Raw genomic sequence first — 25,083 nt, forward strand, 5'->3', positions numbered from 1 at the left:
CGAAACTGATAAATAAAACCACCGAACCGACAACGCATTAGAATCGAGATGTTTACGAAATTGTGTAACAACACACCCTAAACAAGTAAGGATGGGTCACAAGGAATGAGCAATAATTACGCAATAGGTACGATTACCGAATTGAACATACACCAACTGCAACTTTACAAGACTTGAATCATTTACAAAAAATTGAAAATGGTGAATAGGAAACCGATGTTCAAAAAGATCCAAAGTATTTTAATATCTTTAAAGTAAATGGGGGACAAAAGGGACAGGTCCATCGTTCAATATTTTTATTGAAATGCACGAGCCTCTTTTAAGAGAGAACTTATTTGTTTTTTATACTTCTCAGCGGGAATTTATAAAATGTTAAGGTATCCGCTGAAGCAAATAGGCGTTTAAGCTTATATTGACACGAAAATGCGATTAGTCACCAATTTAGCTTCTTCCTATTTACTTATTCCTCCCCCCAACAGGGTGGGACAAGGAACCTGTCCCTCTGTCCCCCTTTTCGAAGAGAAACAAATCAAAATGAAAAAATCCAAGTGGATCTTATCACTATAAATGTCGAATCTTGTCTAGCACTTTTTGTCTTATTAACCATCAAAACTGGTAAAATAATCATAGTATTTCTATATTTTGTATCATCTTCTATTCCATTGGATTTTCGACAAAAAAGTAAATGTTAAGGAGTATATTCATGGGCTTTTTTGATACTTTAACTGGTAAAAATGTAGAACAAGCTATTGAAGAGTATGGAAATGTATACAATGAAGTGTTAATTGGAATGCATCATGAAATTCAAACAATTCACCATCAATTATTAAGAAACAAAGAATTGTTTGAGAACGGGCTCAATACTTTAGATGAAGTAGAACAGAAAAGCATACAACTACTTCAAAAAATGGAAGGTTATTTAAATATTTCTCAAAAGTACCTAGAACAACATGAACAAAATGCATCAAAAGTATCTCAAACTTTGAATGAAGCCCAGCAACTACTTCAATCAACACTTTTAGAAAATAAGAAGTTATTGAGTCAGATAGATAAACAACGAAAAAAATTAAACACATCTCTTTTAGAATATGAGAAAAAAATAAAAGCACAATTTGATAGACAAAAACAACTCTATCTTGATCAAGTCTCTTTCCTAAAAGATGAGTTTGAAAAAAAACTGGACGAATCTAATCAACTTGTCAACAAAATCCACCAAGATACACATAATGAAATAACTCAATACAAAGACAACATAAGATCTCTTTTAAAAACACATGAAAAAGAATCGATGAAAACTAGGAAAATTGCTTTTTTCTCTCTCATGTTAAATGGGGTACTTCTTTTACTAGGAGGAATCTTATGGCTGATACTTTAATCAAATTATCATCAGACTATCGGCGAAAAAATAAAGCTGTGAATGATAAAAATACAATTACCGATTTGTATCAATTTTATATTAAAAAGAGAGAGCAATCTTTATTAATAGCAGCAGCTTCAGCAGTTGCCATCCATTCTATATTGGACAATGGTGCTCTCGATTATTCAGCCATTACTCCCCAAATGGAGGAAGCCTTCAACCTTCAATTTCCAAATTTACAATTACAAGATCTAGAAAACATGACATTAGAACAATTAGAAGGAATATTACTTGGCTGGAAAGGAAAATACTTTGAGGTATTAGTTCGAGATCAATTAAATGATGGCCTAACCGTAGGTGACATTCAACTAGATCCAGGACAAACTGCTGTTCTATCCGATTCCCCAACACAAGCAGGATGGGATTTACAAATTATCAATGAAGACGGAAGTATTTCAACTGAAATACAATTAAAAGCCACTGAATCCTTATCATACATTAAAAGTGCATTAGAAAAATATCCGGAAATTGATGTGTTAACTACAGAAGAAGTATTTAATCAATCGAATATTCTAAGTGAACAAATTTTAAATAGTGGAATTTCAGAAAATGAATTAGAAGCTTCTCTTAGAGGACCAATGGAAGAATTGTTATCGAATGAAGGTAGTTCTTCAATGGATCTTATTCTTCCCGGTCTTCCATTTATGATTATTGCAATTGGAGAAGGGCGTCATGTTTTAATGGGAAAGCAAACATTTGAAGGCTTTATGAACATTTTTATGGAAAAAGCTACAAAATCAGCAGTAGCCATGACAGCAGGTTGGTTATCTACTTTTATAATCGACTTCGGTTTATCTAGTGCATTAGTTTCAATGGGAACATATCTTTTACTTGATCGTCCAAAATCGATGAATAAAGCGTTTGAAGGGCTTCAGATTAGAAAAAAAGAAGTAAGTGAATTATTGGAGTGCTATGATAAACCTTTGTTACTAGGTAAATAGCAAATTTATTTAAATACAGGCAAATAATATTTAATTTATTAAATTTGTATTTGTATACCTTTTTCTTATAGAAAATTTTTCATCATAGGAGGAATTAATAATGAATACAACAGAAGCAAATGATTTATATCAAGAATATCAAAAAATGATTGAAGAAATTTCTAAAGAAGTACTTGAAAAAGGAATTATGAAGGAGATTCACTGGTCTACCAAAACGTTTCTTAATTCATTACCAAAGTTTGATGAATTTATAAGGGAAAGTAAGGAATTAAGAAATCAATTAAAAGATTTAGAAACTATTAATCAAAAACAAAAAAACGATCTACTGAAAAAGCTTGAATATAATGAAAAAGAACTAAAACAAGATATATCAAAATTACTAGAAGAAATAAAACAATTATCTATTAAGTTAGAAATTTTAGAAGTTGAAACGAATAAAAAGCTAAATAACAAGTCAAATGAATTAACAAACATTGTAAATTCACGAACTAAAGTTTTACAACAAATTATGTATTTAATTCTTGGATTTTCAATTTTAGGAAACCTTATAGTAATCTTTTTAGGCTGGTGATAGTATGTCAATAGAAAATATGAATCGATTTAAATTAATCTATGATAAATTAACAAATCATATTATTTCTTATCGATTTAATAAGATAGACGAGACTTTAAATTGCACAATTAATTACTTAACAGAATATGAACAATTAATCCAAAACCACCCTGGATATGAATATTCAACCATTTTAAAACCTTTTTATGTTGAATTAAATGAGTTTATTGAAAAGTTCCGTAGTCTTAGAAAAAATATGTATTCTCCTTTTATGCTTTTTGTCGTTGGTACCGGTAATTATGGAAAATCAACACTTTTAAATGCACTAATGCAACAGCAAGTTGCAGATGTGGACTTTTTACCCAAAACATGGAAAATAGATATTTTTAAAGCATCACAAAACAATGTAACACTAAAATTTAAAAACGGTGAGGAAAAAATTGTTTCAATTCAAGAAGCTAAGGAGTTTATTAGTCAAGAAGAGCAAAAAAGAATGAAATCGGAAAAGATTGTTTCAATAAAATATAAAAAATTCAAAGAGTCTGGTGCTAGTAAAGAAGAACTAAAGGAATACAAGTTAGCACTTCAGCAAGAAGAATTATATGAATCAAAACTAGCAGAAGTACATTGGCCTGTAAAGTCTACACCACTTCTTGAGAAATTTTATTTAGTAGATACACCTGGCCTTCAACAAAGAATAATGGGTGAGTTAAAGGTAAATATAAGAGAATACTATCATAAAGCTGATGGAGTATTATGGATGTTAGATGCAACTGCTATATCAGCAGCTAATTCAAAAAATTTAATTAACGATCTAACTAACTACATAAAAGATGTAGGACAAATAAAACCACAAAATATTATTGCAGTATTAAACAAAATTGACTTAATTAGAAACCAAGAAGGAGAGGAAGGCGTTCAGCGTATTATTCAAGAAGCTAAAGAGATTTATAAAGGCTTTTTTTCGAAAATCATTCCTATTTCAGCAGAGGAAGCGTTTAAGGGTTATGAAAATAATGATAAAAAATTAATAAAAGAAAGTGGAATTGAGAGACTTCTTTTAGAAATTGAAGAGTCATTTTTAAAACAAAGTAAGGAAGTCCGAGTTGAAAGTAAAATTTTATCTCTCAAATCTTTATTAAAATCTACTTCTAATCATCTCGAAAGTTATATTACAAGACTCGAAGAAGATGAAAATCAACTAAAATCCTTAATTAACCATTTAAACTCAGAAATGGATAAAAGAGAAAAAGCACTATTAAAAGAATTAGACCAACTTTTGCATAATCATAGCCATAAAGTTAAATCAAATATCCAATTGTATGCTGAGAACCTATTTGATTTTGAAAACAATAAGGGAAGAGAAAACTATATTAAAAATAAGATATTTGAAATTGGGTTTCTTTCAAAGAAAATAGAAGATTTATACAATAAAACAGAGAAAACTTTGAAGGAAATGTTTGAATACTATAGGGAAAAAGCTAAGTTTACAAAATATAAACTTATTGAAAAAAAAGAATTTCAAGGGTCAATTCAATCCTTTTCATTTGGTAAGTTAAATTTTAATGAAGAAAATTTTGATACGGAAGGATTAAGTTTTGTTTCAGGTACGGGTATATCTATTATCTCTTCTATTTTTTTAGGTCCAATAGGCCTTTTATTAGGACCTTTATCAGGCATTTTAGGCATCAATAAATGGATTGCAAAACAGTTTAAACTCGGTGAATTACAGATTAATTTAAATAGTGCATTTAACGATTCAATAAACGAAATTCAGCAAGCATACGAAAAGTATGTACATGAAGTATTTACATCTACAAGGAAACAAGTAGAAGAAATTGCATATACAACATTTTCAACTTTACATGGAGATGCTAGGCATGCAGAATTTTTAATCGCTGCACTCAAAATACCCCTTTTAAATATCCACGATTTAACACATCACGAACCTAATGTAAAAAATTTTTTTACAGAGGATGTTTATCTTAAGTCAAAAGATGGGAATGTTACTTTAAAATAAATTTAGTAATATTAAAATATTGATGAATGAGAGGGATTTAAAGTATGGCAATGACAGAAATTGAAAAATCCTTTCTAAACTTAAAAAAACAATTAATGGATTCCCCATTAAGAAACAAGGTAATGGATATACCTGCTGTTAATGTTCATACATTTTTAAATCGAATATTGGAAGAAATGGATATTCTAATAGAAAAATGTACAATTCCACTTAATGTTGTATTGATGGGAGAGGTTAAATCAGGAAAATCAACTTTACTTAACGCTTTAATTGGTGCTAAGGTTTCCCCGGTGAATGTAGCTGAAGCAACAGCTAGTATTATTGAAGTCTATCATAGTACAACAAAAGAAGGAAAAATTATAAGAGAAAAGAATGATGATATTATTGGTACGCCAGATGAGATCTATGCGTTATTAGAAAAACATCATGGGGATTTAGAATTTTTTAAGGATGTTGTAGAAATTAAATTAGGATTCCCAATACCTAATCTAAAAAAGTTACACATTGTTGATACCCCTGGATTAGCAACCGTTAGGGAACAAAATGCTAAAAAAACAGAAGATTACATTCAACAATGTGATGTAATTTTATGGATTTTTAGTGCTCATCATTTAGGACAAGCAGATATTGAGGAAAAATTTGAAGAAATAGAAGGTTACGGTAAGCCAATAATCCCTATTATTAATCGTGTAGATGAAGTAAATGGAGATCCGAGCAGAATGGTTCTTTATTTAGAAGATAGATTAGATTTATATGATGTAAAAAAAGTATTTCCTATATCTGCAAAGAATGCATATGATGGAATTACTACTAATAATTTATCTCTTGTTAAAGATTCTGGTTACCTTGACCTTCTTTCTTATCTTGAGAAAGAAATTGAACAGGATGATAAAATACACGAAGAATCATTAAAGTCTTCAATGAACGCTCTAATACTTAAGGAACTCACCATACATAAACATTTTGTGGAAACAATTGAAGAGCTAGTGGAGAAGATGGAAAATCGAAAAAAAGAAATCTTTTATTTTAATAATAAAATAAAAGAAGATTTGTCTTCAGAATTAAAAAATTGGTTTCAGTTTAATTTCTTATTAGATGAAGAAAATTTAATTAAAGAACAAATAAAAAGTTTAAAATTATTTTCATCTAAAGAGGATAAAAAACATATTGAAGAGTTATTTCGAAAAGAGCTTTCTGAAGAAAAAGTAAAACAAAAAATATCAGCTAAATATAAATATATCAACACACAGTTTCAAAAAGAATGGCAAGATGCATTAACTGTAATACAAAAGAAAATTGAAGAGGATATAAACGAATTCTTTTTAAATTCAAATGACAAACTCTTAGCATCTATTGAAAATTTAACAAAAGAAGTACCAGTTGGACAAGAACAAATAAAGGACGGCGTTGGAAAAGGTATGGCAATAGCAGGAGCATATGGAACATCTGTTGCAGCTTATACAGCGTGGATGGGACCATATGCTGCATCTGTTTCCATTGGGTCTGCACTTGGTGCAATTTTACCTCCAGTTTTAATTACTGGAGCAGCAATTGGAGCAGTAGTGAAAATAATTAATTTTCGTAATCATAAAAAAGAATTCATGAGAAATGTTGATGAAGCCATTAATATGATCAAGAATAATATAGAATTTTCTATTCTCCCTAACATCATGAAAGAAATAGAATACGAAAATAATAATATTACTAATCATATTTATTCTCAATACTGTCAATCTCTTGCTAATGGTTATACAGAAGAAGGATTAAGGGAAATTAAAACTAGTGTAAAGAAGTATATTACAAAACTAGAAGTTACCAATACTGTGAATAGTGTAGTTTAGACAGTGTGTCATTTTGACTCACTGTCTATTTTATTTATTAGAGCTTTTCTATTAATTTTAATTACGACAAACCTTGAATTTGCCGAATGGACAAACGTATTCGGTGATGAGAAGATGACAGCATTACTCGACAGAATTACCCACCGTTCTCACATTCTTTTATTAAACGGAGAATCGTATCGCTTCCGTCAAAGTATGAGCAAAAGGAAAATGGAGAAGGATAGCACACCGCACGCAGGTGTTTGTGTTTCTCGCCCTCCTAGGGCAAGAAACACAAACACCCACATACTCCCATTTATAGGAGTTCCCATTCCAAGAGTGGCTCACTTTTTATCATTGACAATACATGGAGACCATTTTACGCATTATCCAGAAGCATGCCCATGTTCAAAATGAAGATCAATTAATGGTAGAATTGCTTTCTTTTTTCCAAAAGGAAAACGGGAGGAACGTGGAGGTGAAATACAAGCCAATGTTAAAAGAACTTTTGACAGTAGACAAATAGAACGCCCATCGAAGTGCAGGGCATCACCATTAGGTGGACAAGGAACCTGTCCCTCTGTCCACACATTCCTTAGCCAAAATTCACATGTTTACCCCCATTTGGCAGTGCCAATACTGAAGGAAAAAGGAGGGAAAAAACATGATGGAATTCACCGACATCGGAATGGATAAATGGACTCATTTTAGTTTTTATGGCTCAGCCGCCTTTTTCTTATCACTATTTTTATTGCTCATTCCCCCATTTGAGAAAGGACTTCGACGAATCGCCACGTGTTGGTTTGGTTTAGTGGTGATCAGTCTATTGGAAGAATACCGACAGCTTTTGGATCCAAATCGTACAGCCGAATTTCTAGACGGAGTAGCAAATGTGATAGGCATCACACTTGGGGTCACCATCCCCCTATTCGCGCACATCATGTGGCGTTATCTACACCAGAATCAAGAGCGAAAGCGATTCATCTTAGTCGCAATGTCTCTCATCACTTGCACTGTATTCCCTTTACTGTATGGACTTCACGTACTCAATGAACCGATTGACCAAGGACCTATTCTCTCCCAACCACCTGAAGAAATGATGGTGGCCCAAACCATGTCAACGAACAGGTCTCCAGAAGAGATTGTGCAAAAATATGAAGCGAAGCTCGATTTACTAGAACAGCAAGCCTATCAAGAAGTCCACCTTCTTGTAAAAGAAGCACTGAGTGAATACACAAACAAGGAGACACCACTTAGTCAATTGATTCCAAAATATATGGTGCAAGCAACTGCGTTAGAAGAACACATCCATAACGAATTTATCTCAATCTATGACGCTGCCAAGAGTGAACTCATAGCGAACCATTTGGATCAAAGCTCGGCTGATGTTTTAAAAGAACGGTACGATGAAACAAAGAAAAAGACAAAGGCACTCCTTATGGAAAAAGGGATGAGTGTACTTAATTAAAAAAGAAGTACAACGATGGGTTGTACTTCTAGGACTTACGCTTTCCTGTTACTATACGAAAGTGCTCCTCCCTCCCCCGGATAGGGTGGTCCCCTCACCCGTCCAACCTTTGCACACTCTCCCTCCAACATTCGGACTTATATTTTGAAAAAACACATGTATAATCAAGGTATAGAGGAAAATTTTCCCGATATCCGTACAATCTTTGCAAAAGAAGGGCTTTCTTATATTCTGCAGAAAGGGAGCACCGTTATGGATTTAGATCAACGTTGTATCGCTTTATTAACGAAAGTCGCTTTTTCGACATCTCCTGTTTCCATGGATGAATTAATGGAGGATTTACACGTTTCGAAGCGCACGATTTATTACGATGTGCAAAAGATTAACGACTGGTTGGAAATGGAGAAGGTAGGAACTCTTCAATACGAACGTTCATCTGGTTTTTTCATTCTTCCGAAAGCGAAGAAAGTGGTTCAAGACAAATTAACACCTCTTCAATTATCAAAACATTACGATTATTCACCGAAAGAACGTATTGCGTGGGCCTCTCTTCTTATTGTCGCAAGGGAGTCCAAAATCTTTTTATCAACACTGATGGAACAACTAGGCGTCAGCCGAAGTACACTCTTAAACGACTTGAAACAGTTGAAGAACCAACTAATGCATTTTTCGGTCTCTTTAAAGTTTCATAAAAGACTCGGGTATTACATGGATGGTGAAGAGATCAATATCCGAAAAGGGATGATGTACTTTTTATCCCAAGTCAAAACAAGCAATGGTTTGGAAAAACTACTGGACGATGCTCAAAATCAACCGAACCTGATCGGTTCGATTTTTACAAACTATTCCACTTTTTATCAATGCATCTATGAAACTGAAAAACTAGTGGGTGTTCATTATACCGATGAAACCGTCCAGTCTTTAAGTATTCAACTAAGTCTCCTTTTAAAACGGTTTACCCGTAGGCGATACGTCCAGATGGACTCAGATGAAAAAGAAGTCATTGAAAAAACGAAAGAGTTTCAAGCAGCGTCGTATATTCACGAAAAAATTGAATGCGCTTTCGGTATTTCTCTCCCGCAAGAAGAAACTTTCTATATCAGTACGTATCTTTTAGGAGCGAAAATAAGCCAGTTCCACGCACAACACTACCATAGCGAAAATCGTGTAATGGCCAATATGAAACGAAGTATCGCCCTTATGGTGGATGATTTTCAAAAGTACGGTTGTGTGTTTTTTCAAAACCGAAAAGAGCTTGAGAAGAATTTATTTCTTCACTTAAAGCCTGCCTATTATCGCATCAAGTATGGTGTTCAATTGGATCATCCGTTATCTAAGACCTTAAAAGAGTCTTACCGAGATCTCTTCTTGTTAACAAAGAAAGTGATTGTACATGTTGAGCAATCACTTGGAATTACCATCCCCGAAGATGAAATCGCTTACGTTACGATGCACTTTGGAGGCTGGCTCGATCAAGAAGGGGTGAAAGTTGAACAACGAAAGAAAGCGTTAATCGTCTGTCCAAGTGGAATTGGTACATCCCGTATTTTACAGAAACAAATTGAAGAATTGCTTCCAAACGTTGATGTTGTAAAAGTCGTCACGGTTCGAGAATATGACAAGATTAATGTTCATGACATAGACTTTGTGATCACAACAACGCCAATTATCGAGAAGCACATACCCGTTTATATCGTCAATCCAATTTTAACTGCTTCTGAAAAAACCTTTTTACTAAAGGAGTTAAACGTTTCAACAACAGCTTCTAGTCCAATCGACATGGAAGCCATTTTACGAATTGTTAAGAAACATGCCCATGTTCAAAACGAAGATCAGTTAACAGTAGAACTACTGTCTTATTTTCAAAAGGAAAATGGGAGAAGCGTGGAGGTGAAATACAAGCCAATGTTAAAAGAACTTTTGACAGTAGACAAAATACGATTTAAGAACAAGGTGGATCATTGGGAAGATGCACTAAAAGAGGCAGCCAAACCGCTTTTGGAGGACGAATCGATTACAGAAGACTACGTAAACGCGATGATTCAAAATGTAAAAGAAATGGGACCATACATCGTCATTGCACCTGGATTCGCTCTCCCTCATAGTCGCCCAGAGGATGGGGTACGTAAGCTAGGCATGAGTTTTCTTCAACTGAAAGAAAAATGCAGCTTCTCTGAGAAAGAAGAGCACCAAGTCAACCTCATCATTGTCCTTGCTGCGATAGATAACGAAACCCATTTACGTGCCTTATCTCAATTATCCAAACTGCTTTCCAATCAAGCGAATATCGAACAATTAAAGAAAGCAGAAACCCCGATGGAAGTCTATGAATTAATGAAACAATATTCAGTTGATTAAGAGGAGGAATAGAAAATGAAGAAAATCTTAGTCGTTTGCGGAAATGGTCTTGGAAGTAGCTTTATGGTTGAAATGAATGTTAAAAATGTACTGGCTCAACTAGGTGTTGAAGCGGACGTGTCACATACGGATTTAACGACTGCCAAAACCGAAAAAGCGGACCTTTATTTAGGGTCAAGTGAACTGATTTCTACCCTCGATGATGGCACGAGAACCATTATTGGCTTAACAAATCTTTTCGATCAAGAAGAACTAAAAAGACACTTAGAAGCACATTTATGTTAAAGAACGGGGGCTTATTTGTCCCCACCCTTTTAATTAAAACGAGAACGTTAGGATACAAAAGGAGGTTCTGTTGATGTTCGATTTTATTATGAATGATGTGTTAGGTACCCCTGCCATATTAGTTGGTTTATTTGCTCTTATCGGTCTTCTTCTACAGAAAAAAGGAATCGCGGATGTCATTTCAGGTACCTTAAAAACCATTATGGGCTTTGTCATTCTTGGGGGTGGCGCAACCATTCTCATTGGTTCCCTCGACATTTTTGGAAACATGTTCGAAAAGGCTTTCAATATTGAAGGTGTCATTCCGAATAATGAAGCCATTGTCGCCATTGCCCAACAAACATTCGGACGAGAAACAGCCATGATCATGTTATTTGGAATGGTCATGAATATTGTCATTGCCCGTTTTACGAAGTTTAAATATATCTTTTTAACTGGTCATCATACATTATTCATGGCATGTTTAATTTCAGCTGTTTTTGCGACAGGTGGTGTCACAGGCGTTCCTTTAGTCATCATCGGCTCTGTCTTATTGGGACTATTAATGGTCTTTTCACCCGCCCTGTTACAGCCGTATGTAAGAAAAATTACAGGAAATGATAGTATAGCCGTCGGTCACTTTGGGTCGCTAGGCTACTTTACCGCTGGCTTTATTGGAAAATATATCGGTGATCCATCAAAATCGACGGAAACGATTAAAGTCCCTAAGTCACTCGGATTTTTACGAGATACTTCCGTTGCGATGTCATTAACGATGGCCATTCTCTTTTTAGTCGTTGCACCAATTGCCGGAAAAGATTACGTGGAAGCAGAATTAAGCGGAGGCGTGAATTTTCTTGTCTTCTCTCTCATGCAAGCCATCACCTTTGCCGCGGGTGTGTATATCATCCTCGCAGGTGTTCGGATGTTAATTGCTGAAATCGTTCCTGCCTTTAAAGGAATTGCGGATAAAGTCGTAAAAGATGCCAAACCAGCCCTTGACTGCCCTGCCGTATTCCCATTTGCGCCTAACGCTGTCATCATCGGCTTCTTATTCAGCTTTATCGCAGGACTTTTATCCATGTTTTTATTACCAATCTTCGGATTAAAAGTAATCGTTCCGGGACTAATCCCGCACTTTTTCACAGGAGCAGCTGCAGGTGTTTTCGGAAATGCAACTGGAGGTCGCCGTGGAGCTATGGTGGGAGCATTTGCTAACGGGATACTAATTTCCTTCCTACCGGCCTTCTTACTACCGGTACTAGGATCACTTGGATTCGAAGGAACGACGTTTGGAGATTCTGATTTTGGAATTGTGGGAATCTTGTTAGGATTTTTCATTCGGTTGTTTTCTTAATTGGAAATATTTTGGGGAGGAGTGGGTTCCTCCCCTTTGCTTTTTCTGTGAAAGTTATCATAAAAAAACGATCTATATACTTACAAACACATAGGGTTATCCAAAAATTAATTGATACAAGCAATAAAAAATGAAGGATACCTGTGGGAGGGTAACCATGAATATTCTTATTTAGCTTTTGTTGCAATTAACGAATTGACGTTTTCTTTAACAACCCTTGTTTATGGGTATAGAGTAAACGTTCTGAAGCATTCGGTAATACATCGTAGCAAGGGGGTTTTTCTCAACTTATAGCTATTAAACAATATTTAGTAGATAACCAACAATTTTGCACCTGGTTACTCCCACCTAGATTAACACAAAGCAGATTTAATTGTGGATTCCCCCTTTGGTTGTCATAATATCTTTTCGGCTTCCAAAACTATCCTTATAGTTCCAGGTCATATCCCTGCCCCAGGGAGGGATATGACGAAAGGTCGGAATCTCTCCAACGTTTTGAATAAAGGTAAACCACTTGTTGGAGCACAAGTAAAATCCCTCAATTCTCAAATTTCAACATGAGGAAAAAGCTCTTTTCTATTAGACTATTCTGCAATAGTGTAGCAATCATCCCTTTAGACTAGCGTGGGAGACATCGTTTTTCCTGTCTAAAACATTCTTAATAAGCTGGGCTATAGACAAGTTGATATCAACAAAGTGAAGACATTATTCAAGTAGATACTATACTTTCCATTTTATTTTAGTACCACCTTGTTCTTCGAGCCATTTTAATAGACGAGAGAAATCCTTCGTTATTGTTGGAAAAGTTTCGAACACCTTAATCTGATACCATCCAACTTTCCGATAACCACCCATCTCACGATAGTCTTAGAGAGACATTAAAACCAGCCTAGCTTTCGATGAATACTGCTAGGGTTTCGACCCTCCAAAAAGAGATCTTAAACAGTGAATTGATTTGAAATCTGGCAATTTTCTGTTCGTATTCATATTCCATACGTAAAGAGCCAACAGATGTGTGAACACCAACTCCATTTTGAAGGGTTTTATTTACAGAGCACTAAACCCCAAGGGGTTAATTCACCTGATCAATATAATAGATCAAGTCAAATACATTTTAACACTTTCTCTCCTGCCTTTTTTGGGCAGGAAAGCTGGAGAAATCACCTCACAATCAGCCCCAAAGTTTTATGGTATCCTTCATAATCACTTGCTCCTTCTGTAGTGATTTGGTTTATTTTCTTCACAGACATACTTACTAAATTAACCTACGAATTTACTAGTAAGGGACTAGTTTTTCATTATAACTCGAATACTCCCCCTAACATTAACTCATTTTTTCGGTCAAGATTTAGATGGATGTAACCAAACTGTTATTGTTTATATACTGTTGTATTAAAAGGTTTATCTATACAACTAATTTTGTAGAGAATAACAATGCTCTTCAATCTCTTCCCATGTCAAAAAAATACGAACTATATCCTCTTCAACTAATTCCGAGCCCGATTGTACTTCAATAAACTCTAAATCTGTAATTGCTTTTATGCCATGTTCCTCTCCAACTTTTATTTCAAGTACATCACCCGGTTTCACGCGTTGAATTTGTCCGTTTAATGCAAAATCTCCTTCACCTTTAATGATGGTCCATACTTCACTACGATGTCTATGCATTTGGTAACTTAAGTTTTTCCCTGCTGTAACTCCAATTCTTTTCGTTAATACTTCTCGTCCATCTTCGAATCTAGTATGATCTAAAACCCGATACCATCCCCAACGTCTTTCCTCATACATCGGCCTCTGGTTAAAACCGCATACTAACTCCTTTATTTTAGGGCTTGAAGCTTTATCAGCTACTAGTATTCCATCTGGACTAGCAGCAACTACAGCATTTGGTACTCCTAGCACTGTCACAGGAATGTCTAATTCATTTATTAAATGAGTATTCTGAGAAGAGGTAATAACACCTTTTCCTATCTGATTTGTGGCCATTTCTTCTGTTAAAGTATTCCATGTACCAAGATCTTTCCAATAACCGTTATACGGTAACACAACGATATTATCTGATTTTTCTACAACTTCATAGTCAAAACTAATTTTGGGTAGGTTATTATATTGTTCAAGTAACTCACCATATTCAATTGGTAACCCTTTTTCTTGTAACAATGTAATAATATACTCTAATTTAAAAGCAAATACTCCACAATTCCAAAGAGCTCCATGTTTTATTAGCTCCTTTGCCTTTTCTTTAGATGGTTTCTCCGTAAAGTGACTTACCTTTAAAAATTCATTTTTACTGTGTTCAGTTGAAGGGACAATATAACCATATTTTTCAGAAGGATACGTTGGCTTCACCCCCATTAATGCTATGTGTGCATCACTATGAACTAGACAATTCTCTAAGATCTTTACTCTTTTAAAGAAATTATCTTGAACATAAGGATCAACAGGAAGGACTACTACAACTTCGCTCAAGTTAATTTTTTGGACACTATACAAAAAGACCGATGCAAGAGCGATAGCAGGAAATGTATCACGTCGCATCGGTTCAATAATTAACGGTACATCTTGACTTATTTGACTTTGAATCATATCTACTTGAGAGTTACTGGTTGCTATTACTGCAGATTCTGTTAAATTTACATTATCTAACTGGGCCCAGACCCGCTGTACCATCGACTGTAACTTACCATTATTATTTTCTAAAACCTTTAGAAACTGCTTTGAACGTGCATCATTGGATAGTGGCCAAAGGCGCTTTCCTGAACCCCCAGAAAGTAACACAAGTTTCATACAGAACCTCCTATAACTTTTTCATCTTTTCTATTTTAATATCTACAAAATTTTTAAATTCTCTTTTAAACCGTTCTGGAGAGAAACGTATTGCATTTTCACGACAGTTTTCATACCTAATTTCATTTGAAATATTTTCAAATAAATTAACACTTTCTATAAGTGATTTAACAGTCTGTTCTTTGAAAAATAATCCAGTTGGACATTCAATTAGACCATATCCTCTTACCGTTTCTAAAGCTCCTCCTTTACCGTAGGCAATCACTGGAGTTCCGCAAGCTTGAGCTTCAACCGGTGTAATACCAAAATCCTCTTCTGCAGCAAAAACAAATGCTTTAGCTTTTTGCATATATTCTTTTAACACTTCAAAAGGTTGATATCCTAGTAACTGAACATTTGGACCAGCTTTCATCTTTATTTTTTCAAAGTCAGGTCCATCACCTATAACAAATAATTTCTTATCTGGCATTTTTGAAAAAGCTTCTACAATTAAGTCTATCTTCTTATATGGAACCATTCTTGAAGCAGTCAGGTAAAAATCTTCTTTTTTATCGTGAAAGGTAAACGCAGAAATATCAACAGGTGGATAAATAACTTTAGCCTCTCTCCTATAAACTTTCCATATTCTTCGTGCAATAAAGTTAGAATTAGCTAGAAAGTAATCAACTCCATTTGATGTTCTACTATCCCAGTTTCGAATATAGTGAAGAACAGATTTTGCTACCCAACCTCTTATTCCTTCACCTAACCCAGATTCTCTTAAATATTGATGTTGTAGATCCCATGCGTACCTTATTGGCGAATGAACATAAGAAATATGTAGTTGGTTAGGTCCTGTAATAACCCCCTTTGCAACTGCATGAGAACTAGAAATAACAACATCGTAATTTGATACGTCGAGCTGTTCAATTGCCATTGGCATAAACGGAAGGTAACTGCGGTATTTTTTTTTTGCCTTCGGCATCTTTTGGATAAAAGAAGTAGTAACTTGTTTATTTAATATAAAATCTCGTTGATCTTCATCTACAAAATCAACGAGACTAAATAAATCTGCATCGGGATAAATCTCAAGTAATTGTTCTAATACCTTCTCAGCACCTGCATAAGTCACTAACCAATCATGAACTAATGCTATTTTTTTTGACATAAAAATCCCTCATTTATTCCATTTATTCAACATATACGTATTAATTACCAGCAGGGTAAGTGAGATAACGCTAACTTATGAATGACGAACCCCGTCTTACCAATATAATTGTCAGAGATAAAGGTCAGCAGTACTGCTATACCTATCATCACCCCTTAGAATGTACAATATTGTTATCAAGACACCATATTTGTTTGTTTCGTTTGTTCCATTTTTTATCATTATTTAATGAAAAAAGACACGTTGAAGCAAAAATTTTTATTTGAGCTCATGACAAACTACTACTTCATTTACTCCACGTTACTCAATTCGACTATAGAGAATTATTTAAAAGAATATTTCGAAAGCTAAACCTCATCTCGCCTTAATCGTCCTCAGAACTTTCCAACAGTCAAAATAACCTCATAGATAAAGGTCACCAGATGGTTCATTCGGGGCTTAGAACTTTGGAGTTGTAATAAACAACCTGTATAGTATGAGTACTCACCTTTTTTATGAAAATCCAGGTTAATAGTTATACTTTATCCAAAAAAGAAACGATATCTTTTTATATTTTCACCAAAGCATATCACTTTTTTGCAATTACCTAGTTCATCTTTTAAAAAATATTTTCCTTTTCAATTGTAGAACTTAGACAATTTAAACATTACTTTCGCTTTTTTACTGATCTAATACTTGGATAGTAAATCATACTCTTTTCATTAACGTTATTAGCTCTTCTGAAAGTTTATAATGAAATCTATCATTAAAATGAAAACCATCTAAATTAAACTGTTTTTTATATATTTCATAGTTTAAGTTAGCACTTGTTAAAAAGTAGTCCGGATAATTATTTGATAAAAATGAATTTACCATATCTACATTTTTATTATGATAATCCCCATATACAAAAGAATTAATCTTAAATAAAGGTACTATTATTATTTTTTTGGAAATTCGCTCCAAATCTCTAATAATAATTGCTAGTTTAGATTGAATTTCATTAATTGAATTATAATATTCTTGGTAGAATCTAATTAACAATAATCTAAAAAGAAAAAAAGGGAATCTTAGCAGATAACTTAAATTCAACGTCGGTGGAATTGAAAATAGCGAGTCCCGACAAAACTTTAAGCCTTTACTTCTCAAATGTTTTAATACTTTATGTGGCATTCTAGGATGGACATCAGGATTCCCTATTTGTATGATTGTTAAATCAACCTTCTCACTTTTATCTAATAATGATACTTTTTCAATAAAATAATCTATGGGCATGCCCCCATAACATATTTTTTTTACTTTTTTTGTGTGTTTTTCAGAGATTAAGCTGACATACGATTTTACTCCATAGTCAGTACCGTGTGAATCTGAAATAAATAAAATACTATTAACCATTTCAACCAACCTTTTTAAGACATTAATTTTAATAATAAAGCCGAAAATAGTATCGATACAAAAACGTATAAACCCATACCTGATTGAATCATATTGATAAACGAACTATGAATTAAAACTGATCCTAAATAGCTATAAAATAAAGTACTAAATAACTCTCCATTTAATGCTTTTTTGTAGAATAATTGGCTAACAAAACCGAATAAAAACATAAATAAAAATGTTAAACCACCAAAACCGAAATCTGCATAAAGCGGTCCAAAAAAGGTTGTATATACTCCTTGAGTTTCTAATTTACTCATCAATTCATAATAATCCACCACCTCAATTCCAATGAAGTTTCCTAATTTAAATACAGGATAAAATTGATATGCTCCATATCCAAGGTTGCTACTGTTAAAATGTTCAAATAAAAGAAAGAACTGATAATATCCATGAAGAACATAATGAACTAAACTAATATAAGTATATTTTACCCCACCCGTAAACACGTCATCATTTGAAAGTATATTATTGAACCAGTCTTTAACTATAAATCTTCTTTCATTTTGCATATAGTTTAAATGATCTTGTATATTAAACCCCATCTCTTCTAGCCTATTAATTAATATGAGGTTAGAATAAGCAAAAAATAACAAAAATAACATTACGATAAATACTATACGTTTTAGATTAAATACATGGGACAATTTTTTTTTCTTAAAAATAATAGATATTAAAACCATTATTATGATGAGGGTTAAACTTGTTCTGCCTCCAAGTAAATATATATATATAACAAATAACAATATATTTAAAACGATTAATACTTTATCTATAATCTTTTTTTCATTAATGTGAAATGAAACCACAATTGCAATAATTGAAAATGGGTAGAGAATAGAAGACCCGATTCCAACAAACGTTGTATCATTAATAATACTTCCATGTAATCTAAAAGCTGTCACAGATCCGTAAGAAATAAAATCCTTAACAAAAAGTAAATCATAGTATCTAAAAATTAATCCAATCAAACCTATGAAACTAACTATTCTTAGAAACTTTAAATTTTTATACTCCTCTTTCTTTGGTTTAAATTTAACTTGATTTTTTTTTGTAATAAAAAATAAATGGGTATAAAATGTACCAATAAAAAAGGAAGCAAAACAAAAAAATAAATAAAGTAAAGCCTGATTAGTAGGCTTCGTAATATATTGTATTGGTGAAACAACATAAACCAATAACCAAATAATGAACGAGAGTAATATAAGTATTCGTGGAGATATTAATTTCATATACTACACCTGCAAGTCTTTAATCAAAGAATTAAATCCATATGATACTTTTTTTATATTGTCTTCATTAAGTACATTAGGTGCATTTAATATATCTGATATTGTTCCTTCAAATGAATTCAGAATAATATTTTTGTAAAAATCTTTTGGACAGTTTTTGCTTTCTAAATTATTACTTATTAGTATATTTTTTATCTTTGAAGGATTTTCAACAAATTCAACATTATTTAGTTCATTAAAATACATCTTTGAAAACGTCACAGCCCTTTTTTTAATTATTCCTGCTTCTAACGCCACTGTACCTGAAACTGTTAATACTAATGAGCTTCTTTCAATTAACTTTCTAGTGTCTTCAAAAGGATCTATCAACTTTACATTAGGAATTTTTTTAAGTTGTCTATAGAACGACAAACTTCTTTCACCTAAGCAATTAGAATGTTCCTTAACATAAAGTTTTATGTTATTTGGCAGATTTAGAGCAATATTTCTAACTAGTTCCAATTGATTACTATTAATATATCCCAGTACATCAATTGATGCTTCAGGTTGTTTATGCAATGTATAAAGCACATATTCTTGGCTGTAGTCAGCAGTTTCAAAGACAGACATAAAATTACTTATTTTATACCTTATGGGCTGTAGATATTTCATTTCGGTAAAAAGTTGATATTTCAAAGGCTTCACGGATTGATCATATTTGGCCTCATTAATCGTCTCAATAAATTTAACTATCATTTTTTTTATTAAAGACAAATCCACCTTTGGGATCTTATTATTTAAATAAAAATAATCTGGTTTCTGATTGTATAAAACTACTGAATCTATAGTTTCTTTTATTATGCTTTCCAATTTATTAGAATTGATTTCTCTATCTTTAAACTGATATATTTCAGACTGAAAAGGACCTTTAAAAAATGCAAATCTATTACTAGGAATCCTAACTGTAAAAGGATTAAAAAATTGTTTTCCTAAAGTATCACATATTACCGATGTCAATACTTCATGAGCAGCTGTAGCTTCACCAAATACTACTTCTATATCTTTTTTAATTAAAAAAGACTTTATTATATTCCCTATTGAAGAAAGATATCTTAAAGCATATTCCCCATTCATGTTCCTTAAGATTCTATCCATTAATACAATGCTGGTTAAATTTAAACCATAAGAATTATCATCAATAAAAAGTTCGGAACCTTGATTAGCTTCTAATTTATCTTTGGTAATTAATAATATTTTTTCTGGTTTAACTCCCTTCTGAATTAACCAATTGTACCATTTATAACTTGGAGTTATCCAAAAGACTTCTCCATCATTGATTTCTTTAGCAATTTCAAAGAAAAGCTCGGTTTTATAAAAGCAGGTAATAAAACAAATATTCATGTTAACTCACCCAATTTTTTATAGTAAATTATCTTAATTACAAATAGAACTAACATCCCTAATGAATAAGAGAATGCAGCACCGTAAATAGAGAATAGAGGTACGGTAATAATGTTAGATATGATAATAATATTTAACGAGTAGAAACTAGCTTTCATTAATAACTTATCTTGGTTCATTATATAAAGTGTATAATGATAAGCTTGTGAAGATATATTAAATACTAGCCCAACAAGTAAAATTATTAAAAGAGACTTATAATCATCAAAAGCATCTTTATTAATCAAATTAATAACGAAATCTAATAATAAAATTGAAAAAACTGAGAATATTATTAGTATAAAGAATGAAGATTTTTGCATTTTTCTTAATTTAGATTTAAATAATTTATAATTTCTTTTATTATAATAATTAATTATCTTTGGTAAATAAATAGAGATTGCACCAGCAAAAATAAAGGAATATATAGAGTTTATTATACTAAAATAAAAGGTATAAATACCTACAATACTACTTCCATAAAAAAATTTTAATATAAACTTATCAACATTAATAGAGATGAGGTAAAATATAGTACTAAAAAAAAATGGAATACTCCTTTTTATACCATAATTAATAATTCTAAAGCTTGGCTTCCTAATTTTTTTTAAATTAAATTGATCCTTCATAAAGAATAGACCAATAAATACACTAAGAGCACTATGTATAGTCCATAAAAATATTATGCTCTTCAGGTTCACGCTACTAGGATCTAAATAGTACATTGAAATTAATAGATATACCCACATTCCACTTCTAATAAAAGTAACCAAGTTAGACATTACTGTTTGTGAAAAAGTAATTAAAATTCTAGATACTTCTTGAGATAGAAACTCAAAAAATAAAAGTATTAATAAAATAACAGCATATTCTTTCTCTATAATTCCTATAAATACTACTACCCAGAGTAAGCTAGTGCTGACAGTAAACATTAATAAATGGAAGTATAATTGATTATATAGTAGCTTTGTTTTTAATTTTCTTCTCTTTATCTTTAAATATTGCCTAGTAAGGTTTATATAATATTCAAAACCAACAAAATACACACAAATTGTAATAAAAGATACAACTAAACTATAGTCACCTAACTCCTTTTCACTAAGAAACTTAGCTAACAAAATTACAACAGAAAATTTAGCTAATAGAGTAATACTTCTTAAAGCAATGTTTATTACTTGTTCCTTCATTTATACTTTCCTCTATTCTAAAGGAGCGTTTTATAATTAAAAAATTTAAACCTCTTACCTAATTAAACAAAAAGTATGGCTTTTAAAAAAGTCCATACTTTACTACACCTTCACTATCTTAAAATGCTACTTCCAATTTTGTTAAAGCAAGCACATAATTTGAATGTCTTTTATATGTTTTAAGATATTAAATTAAACGATAAAGGAGTTCCAGCCTGTAAATCCTGTTTTGCTGTTAAACCAATAACCTCATCAAAATATTTTGGGGCTAACCCATATCCCGGACGTATAACTTTAATATTTTCTTTATTGAACTTTTCTCCAGCTTTAATATCTTTAGCAACATAGATGGATCTTCTGAATTTCATCGATGCCTTCTCTTTCTCTGTTGGACCGTATTTTACTTCTCCTAATGACTGCCATGCTCTTTCTGTTTCGATTACCAATGCTTCTAGTTCTTTAGGTTCCAATGAAAAAGCAGAGTCTACTCCTCCATCTGCTCTTGATAGAGTGAAGTGCTTTTCAATAACTGTTGCACCTAAAGCTACACTTGCTACCGCCACTCCTACACCCATTGTATGATCTGATAACCCAACTTGACAGTTAAAGAGATCTTTCATATGAGGAATTGTTAGTATATTAGTATTCTCTGGTGACGCTGGATAAGTACTTGTACACTTTAAAAGAACTAAATCTTTACATCCTGCTTCTCTTGCAACACGTACTGTTTCATCTAGTTCAGCTACCGTTGCCATTCCCGTTGAAATTATCATCGGTTTACCCGTGGAGGCAACTTTCTTAACAAGTGGAATATCATTATTTTCAAAGGAGGCAATTTTATACATTGGCACATCTAATTCCTCCAGAAAGTCAACAGCTGTTTCATCAAAAGGCGTACTAAAGGGAATCATCCCTAATTCTTTAGCACGTTCAAAAATTGGTTTGTGCCATTCCCATGGAGTGTATGCTTGTTGATATAGTTGATATAGTGTATTCCCTTTCCATAAACTATCTTGATCCTCAATCTTAAAGTCTGGATTATCTAAGTTTAACGTCATTGTATCAGCAGTATAGGTTTGAATTTTTAAAGCATGTGCTCCTGCTTTTGCAGCAGCTTCTACGATTTCTAAAGCTCTTTCAAGAGATTGATTATGATTACCTGACATTTCAGCTATTATAAACGGTGGTTGATTTGGACCAATTTTCCTTCCCATCACTTCAAACTCTGTCAATTTTCGTCTTCCTTTCCTACTTAATATGTTTTGCTTTTCCTATTAAGTTACGAACAGGTGTATCCCAACCATCTGTTAACAAAGATAAATATTTTTCTTTATCAATTAATTTGTGATAACTTCCTCCCTTTGGTTGAGGTTTCCCATTTATTTTTCCATCACGTATTAGAGGCCAATATTCAATAAATAATTGTTCGATTGTATATGTCAACCTATCATAAGTAGTTTTTAATGTATCATTTTCATTATATGATATTTCCTTTTGAACAATTATGTCTCCTGTGTCTAATCCCTTATCAATATAATGGATTGTTACACCTTTTGGACTGTCTTCTAAAAAACTCCATAAGTTAGGATCTGCCCCTTTATTCCATGGTAAGTATGATATATGTAAATTAATTACTTTTTCATTAAAATTTTTAACAATATCAGAATTAATAATATAACGATATCCATAACTAATGATAAAATCGACATTGTCTAATACAGAAGAGTTTACATCTAATTTATCTTGATAGGTAATAACTTCATCACCAAAACTCTTCAGAAAATTTTTGAGCCGGTCTCTTTCTGGACCTAACAGTAAAATTTTCATATATTATTCATCCCTATAATCAATTTTTTATTAATTCATTTATAACTCTAAATTTCCCTTTCCCATCTACAATTTTTTGAGCTTTTATAGATGTTTTTTGCAAATTTATGTCACCTCTATGAAACCTTTCAAGAGAATTTATAATATCTTTATCACTGACTTCTTCTGATTTCCCAAGATAATAATCTATTCCGAGTTCACTTATAGCTTCACATATTTCTATTTGGTTATAGGCTACCGCAATTAAAATTGCTGGTAAGCCCATACAATACCTCTCCCATGTAGTGGTGCCACCAGCACAAATAGCTAAATCAGCTTGCTTCATCAATTTGGCCATATAGTTTATAGCACTATGAAAATTAATATTTGAATATTTGTTACAATATTCCTTTATTTTATCTATATTGGGATTAGAAGCTCCTACAACCACATCAATATTTAGTTTATTACTTTCTAAAGCATTTAAGGCATATAAAGTCTTTAAAGTTTCATTTGTAGGATCACTTCCACCAAAGAAAACCAAAATATTAGTAATATTTTTTACTTCTTTAAACCTTATTTCTTTTCTTAATTCGATAAATTCATTTCTCAATAACGAATATTTAGGACCCAAAAGCAATTTACATCCTGATCGGATTAATTTTTGATACCGATTTTGGAAATTTAAATAATAATTTTGATCTAAAAGAATATCACAAAAATGTTTTCTATCAGCTAAATCATCTATAACCATCATACGTTGACAATAGTTCTTTAATAAACTTTCCCATTTGTAATCTATTGCATAGTGATCTATTATTAACCAATCAAAATAACCAATATGTTTTTCAATAATTTCTATAGTTTGTTTTGCATCAATTTCCCAACTTGTTTCAAGCCAATGAGCATGTTTGGAGTTACAATTATTAGCTTTATTTTGTTGTGATGGAAGACAAAAAATTTTGAACCCTCTCTCACTCACAAAATGACATAAATTCCCCTCTAATTTTCTTGAAATAAATATAATTTCATGGCCAAGAACTCTTAATTCCTCAGCTAATGTTAAACATCTCATAACATGACCTGTTCCAATTTGGAGAGAGGCATCAACTCTAAAAACTATTTTCATTTCTATCAGTCTCCAAAAATATTCTAATTAAACAGCTTTTTTTGCTCAATATGCCTGTTAATATCAAGCCATGATTGATTTTTATTTACTACCATTAACACATCTTCTATATTAAAATAGGTGTTTTCAGAATAAAGCTCAGATATAATTTTTTCTATTAATTCAAAGTCTTCTTTAGTATCGACTGTCCAACGATGTTTACTTTCATCCTTTTCATATGAAACATTACAAAGTTTAAATTGGTTTGGATGATGATAAATATAGGCGGTTACATGCTCACGATATACTAACTCTTTTGCTTCTTTATAGACCCTTTCTAGTACTTCATAAGATATGACTTCAGTATCCATTCCCCGAGGATAAGTACGAGTTAAAGTATTAGAAACATAATCGAATTGTCCTAAATTATCATTATAATGTTTAACCACTTTGTCAATAACATTTGGATCAATAATTGGGCAGTCTGATGTTAAACGAACAATTACATCTACATTAAATTCTGTTGCAGCCTCATAATATCTTGAAAGAACATCCTCCTCTGAACCTCTATAGTACGGAACTGAAAGATGTTCACAAAGCTCAACAATTGGATTGTCACTTTCTTTTGTAGTTGTCGCTATAATTATCTCATCAATTGTTTTAGCTCTTTTTACTCGCTCTATTTGATATTCTAGTAACGTTTTATTAAGGACTTTTTTTAATACCTTACCTGGGAGTCTGGTTGACCCCATACGTGCTTGAATTATAGCTGCAACTTTCACT

At 32.4% G+C, this 25,083-nt stretch carries 20 protein-coding genes; 10 read left to right on the top strand and 10 right to left on the bottom strand.

Annotated elements, in window-relative coordinates:
* Positions 1-703: 703 nt before the first annotated feature.
* From ML543_RS14665 to ML543_RS14710, 10 genes are all read left to right on the top strand, one after another.
* A complete protein-coding gene (locus ML543_RS14665; RefSeq protein ID WP_243388183.1) occupies positions 704-1,375 on the top strand; it encodes a hypothetical protein in 672 nt (223 codons plus the stop codon).
* Positions 1,360-2,358, top strand: a complete 999-nt coding sequence (locus ML543_RS14670) for a hypothetical protein (RefSeq protein ID WP_243388184.1) — start codon at positions 1,360-1,362, stop codon at positions 2,356-2,358. Before ML543_RS14665 ends, ML543_RS14670 begins: the two co-directional genes overlap by 16 nt.
* A gap of 100 nt (positions 2,359-2,458) precedes the next feature.
* Positions 2,459-2,929 (top strand): hypothetical protein, encoded by a 471-nt coding sequence (locus ML543_RS14675; protein WP_243388185.1) that lies wholly within the window; start codon positions 2,459-2,461, stop codon positions 2,927-2,929.
* A 4-nt stretch (positions 2,930-2,933) separates the two neighbouring features.
* Positions 2,934-4,931: a dynamin family protein gene (locus ML543_RS14680; RefSeq protein WP_243388186.1), complete on the top strand. Its 1,998-nt coding sequence runs from the start codon at positions 2,934-2,936 to the stop codon at positions 4,929-4,931.
* A 44-nt stretch (positions 4,932-4,975) separates the two neighbouring features.
* Entirely contained in the window at positions 4,976-6,772 is a 1,797-nt protein-coding gene (locus ML543_RS14685; protein WP_243388187.1) for a dynamin family protein, read from the top strand.
* Between the two features lie 114 nt (positions 6,773-6,886).
* Positions 6,887-7,168: an ATP-binding protein gene (locus tag ML543_RS16970; RefSeq protein WP_419095391.1), complete on the top strand. Its 282-nt coding sequence runs from the start codon at positions 6,887-6,889 to the stop codon at positions 7,166-7,168.
* A gap of 247 nt (positions 7,169-7,415) precedes the next feature.
* Positions 7,416-8,219, top strand: coding sequence for a VanZ family protein (locus ML543_RS14695; protein WP_243388188.1), 804 nt, complete (start codon positions 7,416-7,418; stop codon positions 8,217-8,219).
* Positions 8,220-8,471: 252 nt separating this feature from the next.
* Positions 8,472-10,577, top strand: coding sequence for a BglG family transcription antiterminator (locus ML543_RS14700; protein ID WP_243388189.1), 2,106 nt, complete (start codon positions 8,472-8,474; stop codon positions 10,575-10,577).
* Between the two features lie 15 nt (positions 10,578-10,592).
* Entirely contained in the window at positions 10,593-10,862 is a 270-nt protein-coding gene (locus ML543_RS14705; protein WP_243388190.1) for a PTS sugar transporter subunit IIB, read from the top strand.
* A gap of 73 nt (positions 10,863-10,935) precedes the next feature.
* The gene (locus ML543_RS14710; RefSeq protein WP_243388191.1) at positions 10,936-12,198 is read left to right on the top strand and encodes a PTS ascorbate transporter subunit IIC; all 1,263 of its coding nucleotides are present in this window, start codon (positions 10,936-10,938) and stop codon (positions 12,196-12,198) included.
* 1,413 nt (positions 12,199-13,611) lie between these two features.
* On the opposite strand, the gene ML543_RS14715 is transcribed toward ML543_RS14710, so the two are convergent.
* The 10 genes from ML543_RS14715 to ML543_RS14760 all read right to left on the bottom strand — a co-directional run bounded on the left by ML543_RS14715 (position 13,612) and on the right by ML543_RS14760 (position 25,082).
* A complete protein-coding gene (locus ML543_RS14715) occupies positions 13,612-14,985 on the bottom strand; it encodes a sugar phosphate nucleotidyltransferase (RefSeq protein WP_243388192.1) in 1,374 nt (457 codons plus the stop codon).
* 10 nt (positions 14,986-14,995) lie between these two features.
* Complete coding sequence (locus tag ML543_RS14720) at positions 14,996-16,132, bottom strand: glycosyltransferase family 4 protein (RefSeq protein WP_243388193.1); 1,137 nt, start codon at positions 16,130-16,132, stop codon at positions 14,996-14,998.
* Positions 16,133-16,819: 687 nt separating this feature from the next.
* Complete coding sequence (locus ML543_RS14725) at positions 16,820-17,506, bottom strand: hypothetical protein (RefSeq protein ID WP_243388194.1); 687 nt, start codon at positions 17,504-17,506, stop codon at positions 16,820-16,822.
* Between the two features lie 14 nt (positions 17,507-17,520).
* Complete coding sequence (locus ML543_RS14730; protein WP_243388195.1) at positions 17,521-18,780, bottom strand: O-antigen polymerase; 1,260 nt, start codon at positions 18,778-18,780, stop codon at positions 17,521-17,523.
* A gap of 3 nt (positions 18,781-18,783) precedes the next feature.
* Positions 18,784-20,160: a hypothetical protein gene (locus tag ML543_RS14735; protein ID WP_243388196.1), complete on the bottom strand. Its 1,377-nt coding sequence runs from the start codon at positions 20,158-20,160 to the stop codon at positions 18,784-18,786.
* Positions 20,157-21,386, bottom strand: coding sequence for an oligosaccharide flippase family protein (locus tag ML543_RS14740; RefSeq protein WP_243388197.1), 1,230 nt, complete (start codon positions 21,384-21,386; stop codon positions 20,157-20,159). The genes ML543_RS14735 and ML543_RS14740 overlap by 4 nt, the downstream gene beginning before the upstream one ends.
* 179 nt (positions 21,387-21,565) lie before the next feature.
* Entirely contained in the window at positions 21,566-22,600 is a 1,035-nt protein-coding gene (gene pseI, locus ML543_RS14745) for a pseudaminic acid synthase (protein ID WP_243388210.1), read from the bottom strand.
* 34 nt (positions 22,601-22,634) lie between these two features.
* Positions 22,635-23,213: a formyltransferase family protein gene (locus ML543_RS14750; protein ID WP_243388198.1), complete on the bottom strand. Its 579-nt coding sequence runs from the start codon at positions 23,211-23,213 to the stop codon at positions 22,635-22,637.
* Positions 23,214-23,232: 19 nt separating this feature from the next.
* The gene (gene pseG, locus ML543_RS14755; protein ID WP_243388199.1) at positions 23,233-24,321 is read right to left on the bottom strand and encodes a UDP-2,4-diacetamido-2,4,6-trideoxy-beta-L-altropyranose hydrolase; all 1,089 of its coding nucleotides are present in this window, start codon (positions 24,319-24,321) and stop codon (positions 23,233-23,235) included.
* A gap of 23 nt (positions 24,322-24,344) precedes the next feature.
* Positions 24,345-25,082 carry a cytidylyltransferase domain-containing protein gene (locus tag ML543_RS14760; protein WP_243388200.1) on the bottom strand — a complete coding sequence of 246 codons (738 nt, stop codon included), beginning with the start codon at positions 25,080-25,082 and terminating at the stop codon, positions 24,345-24,347.
* Position 25,083 lies beyond the last annotated feature (1 nt).

It is taken from the genome of Bacillus kexueae, assembly GCF_022809095.1.
Taxonomy (GTDB): Bacteria; Bacillota; Bacilli; order Bacillales; family Aeribacillaceae; genus Bacillus_BZ; species Bacillus_BZ kexueae.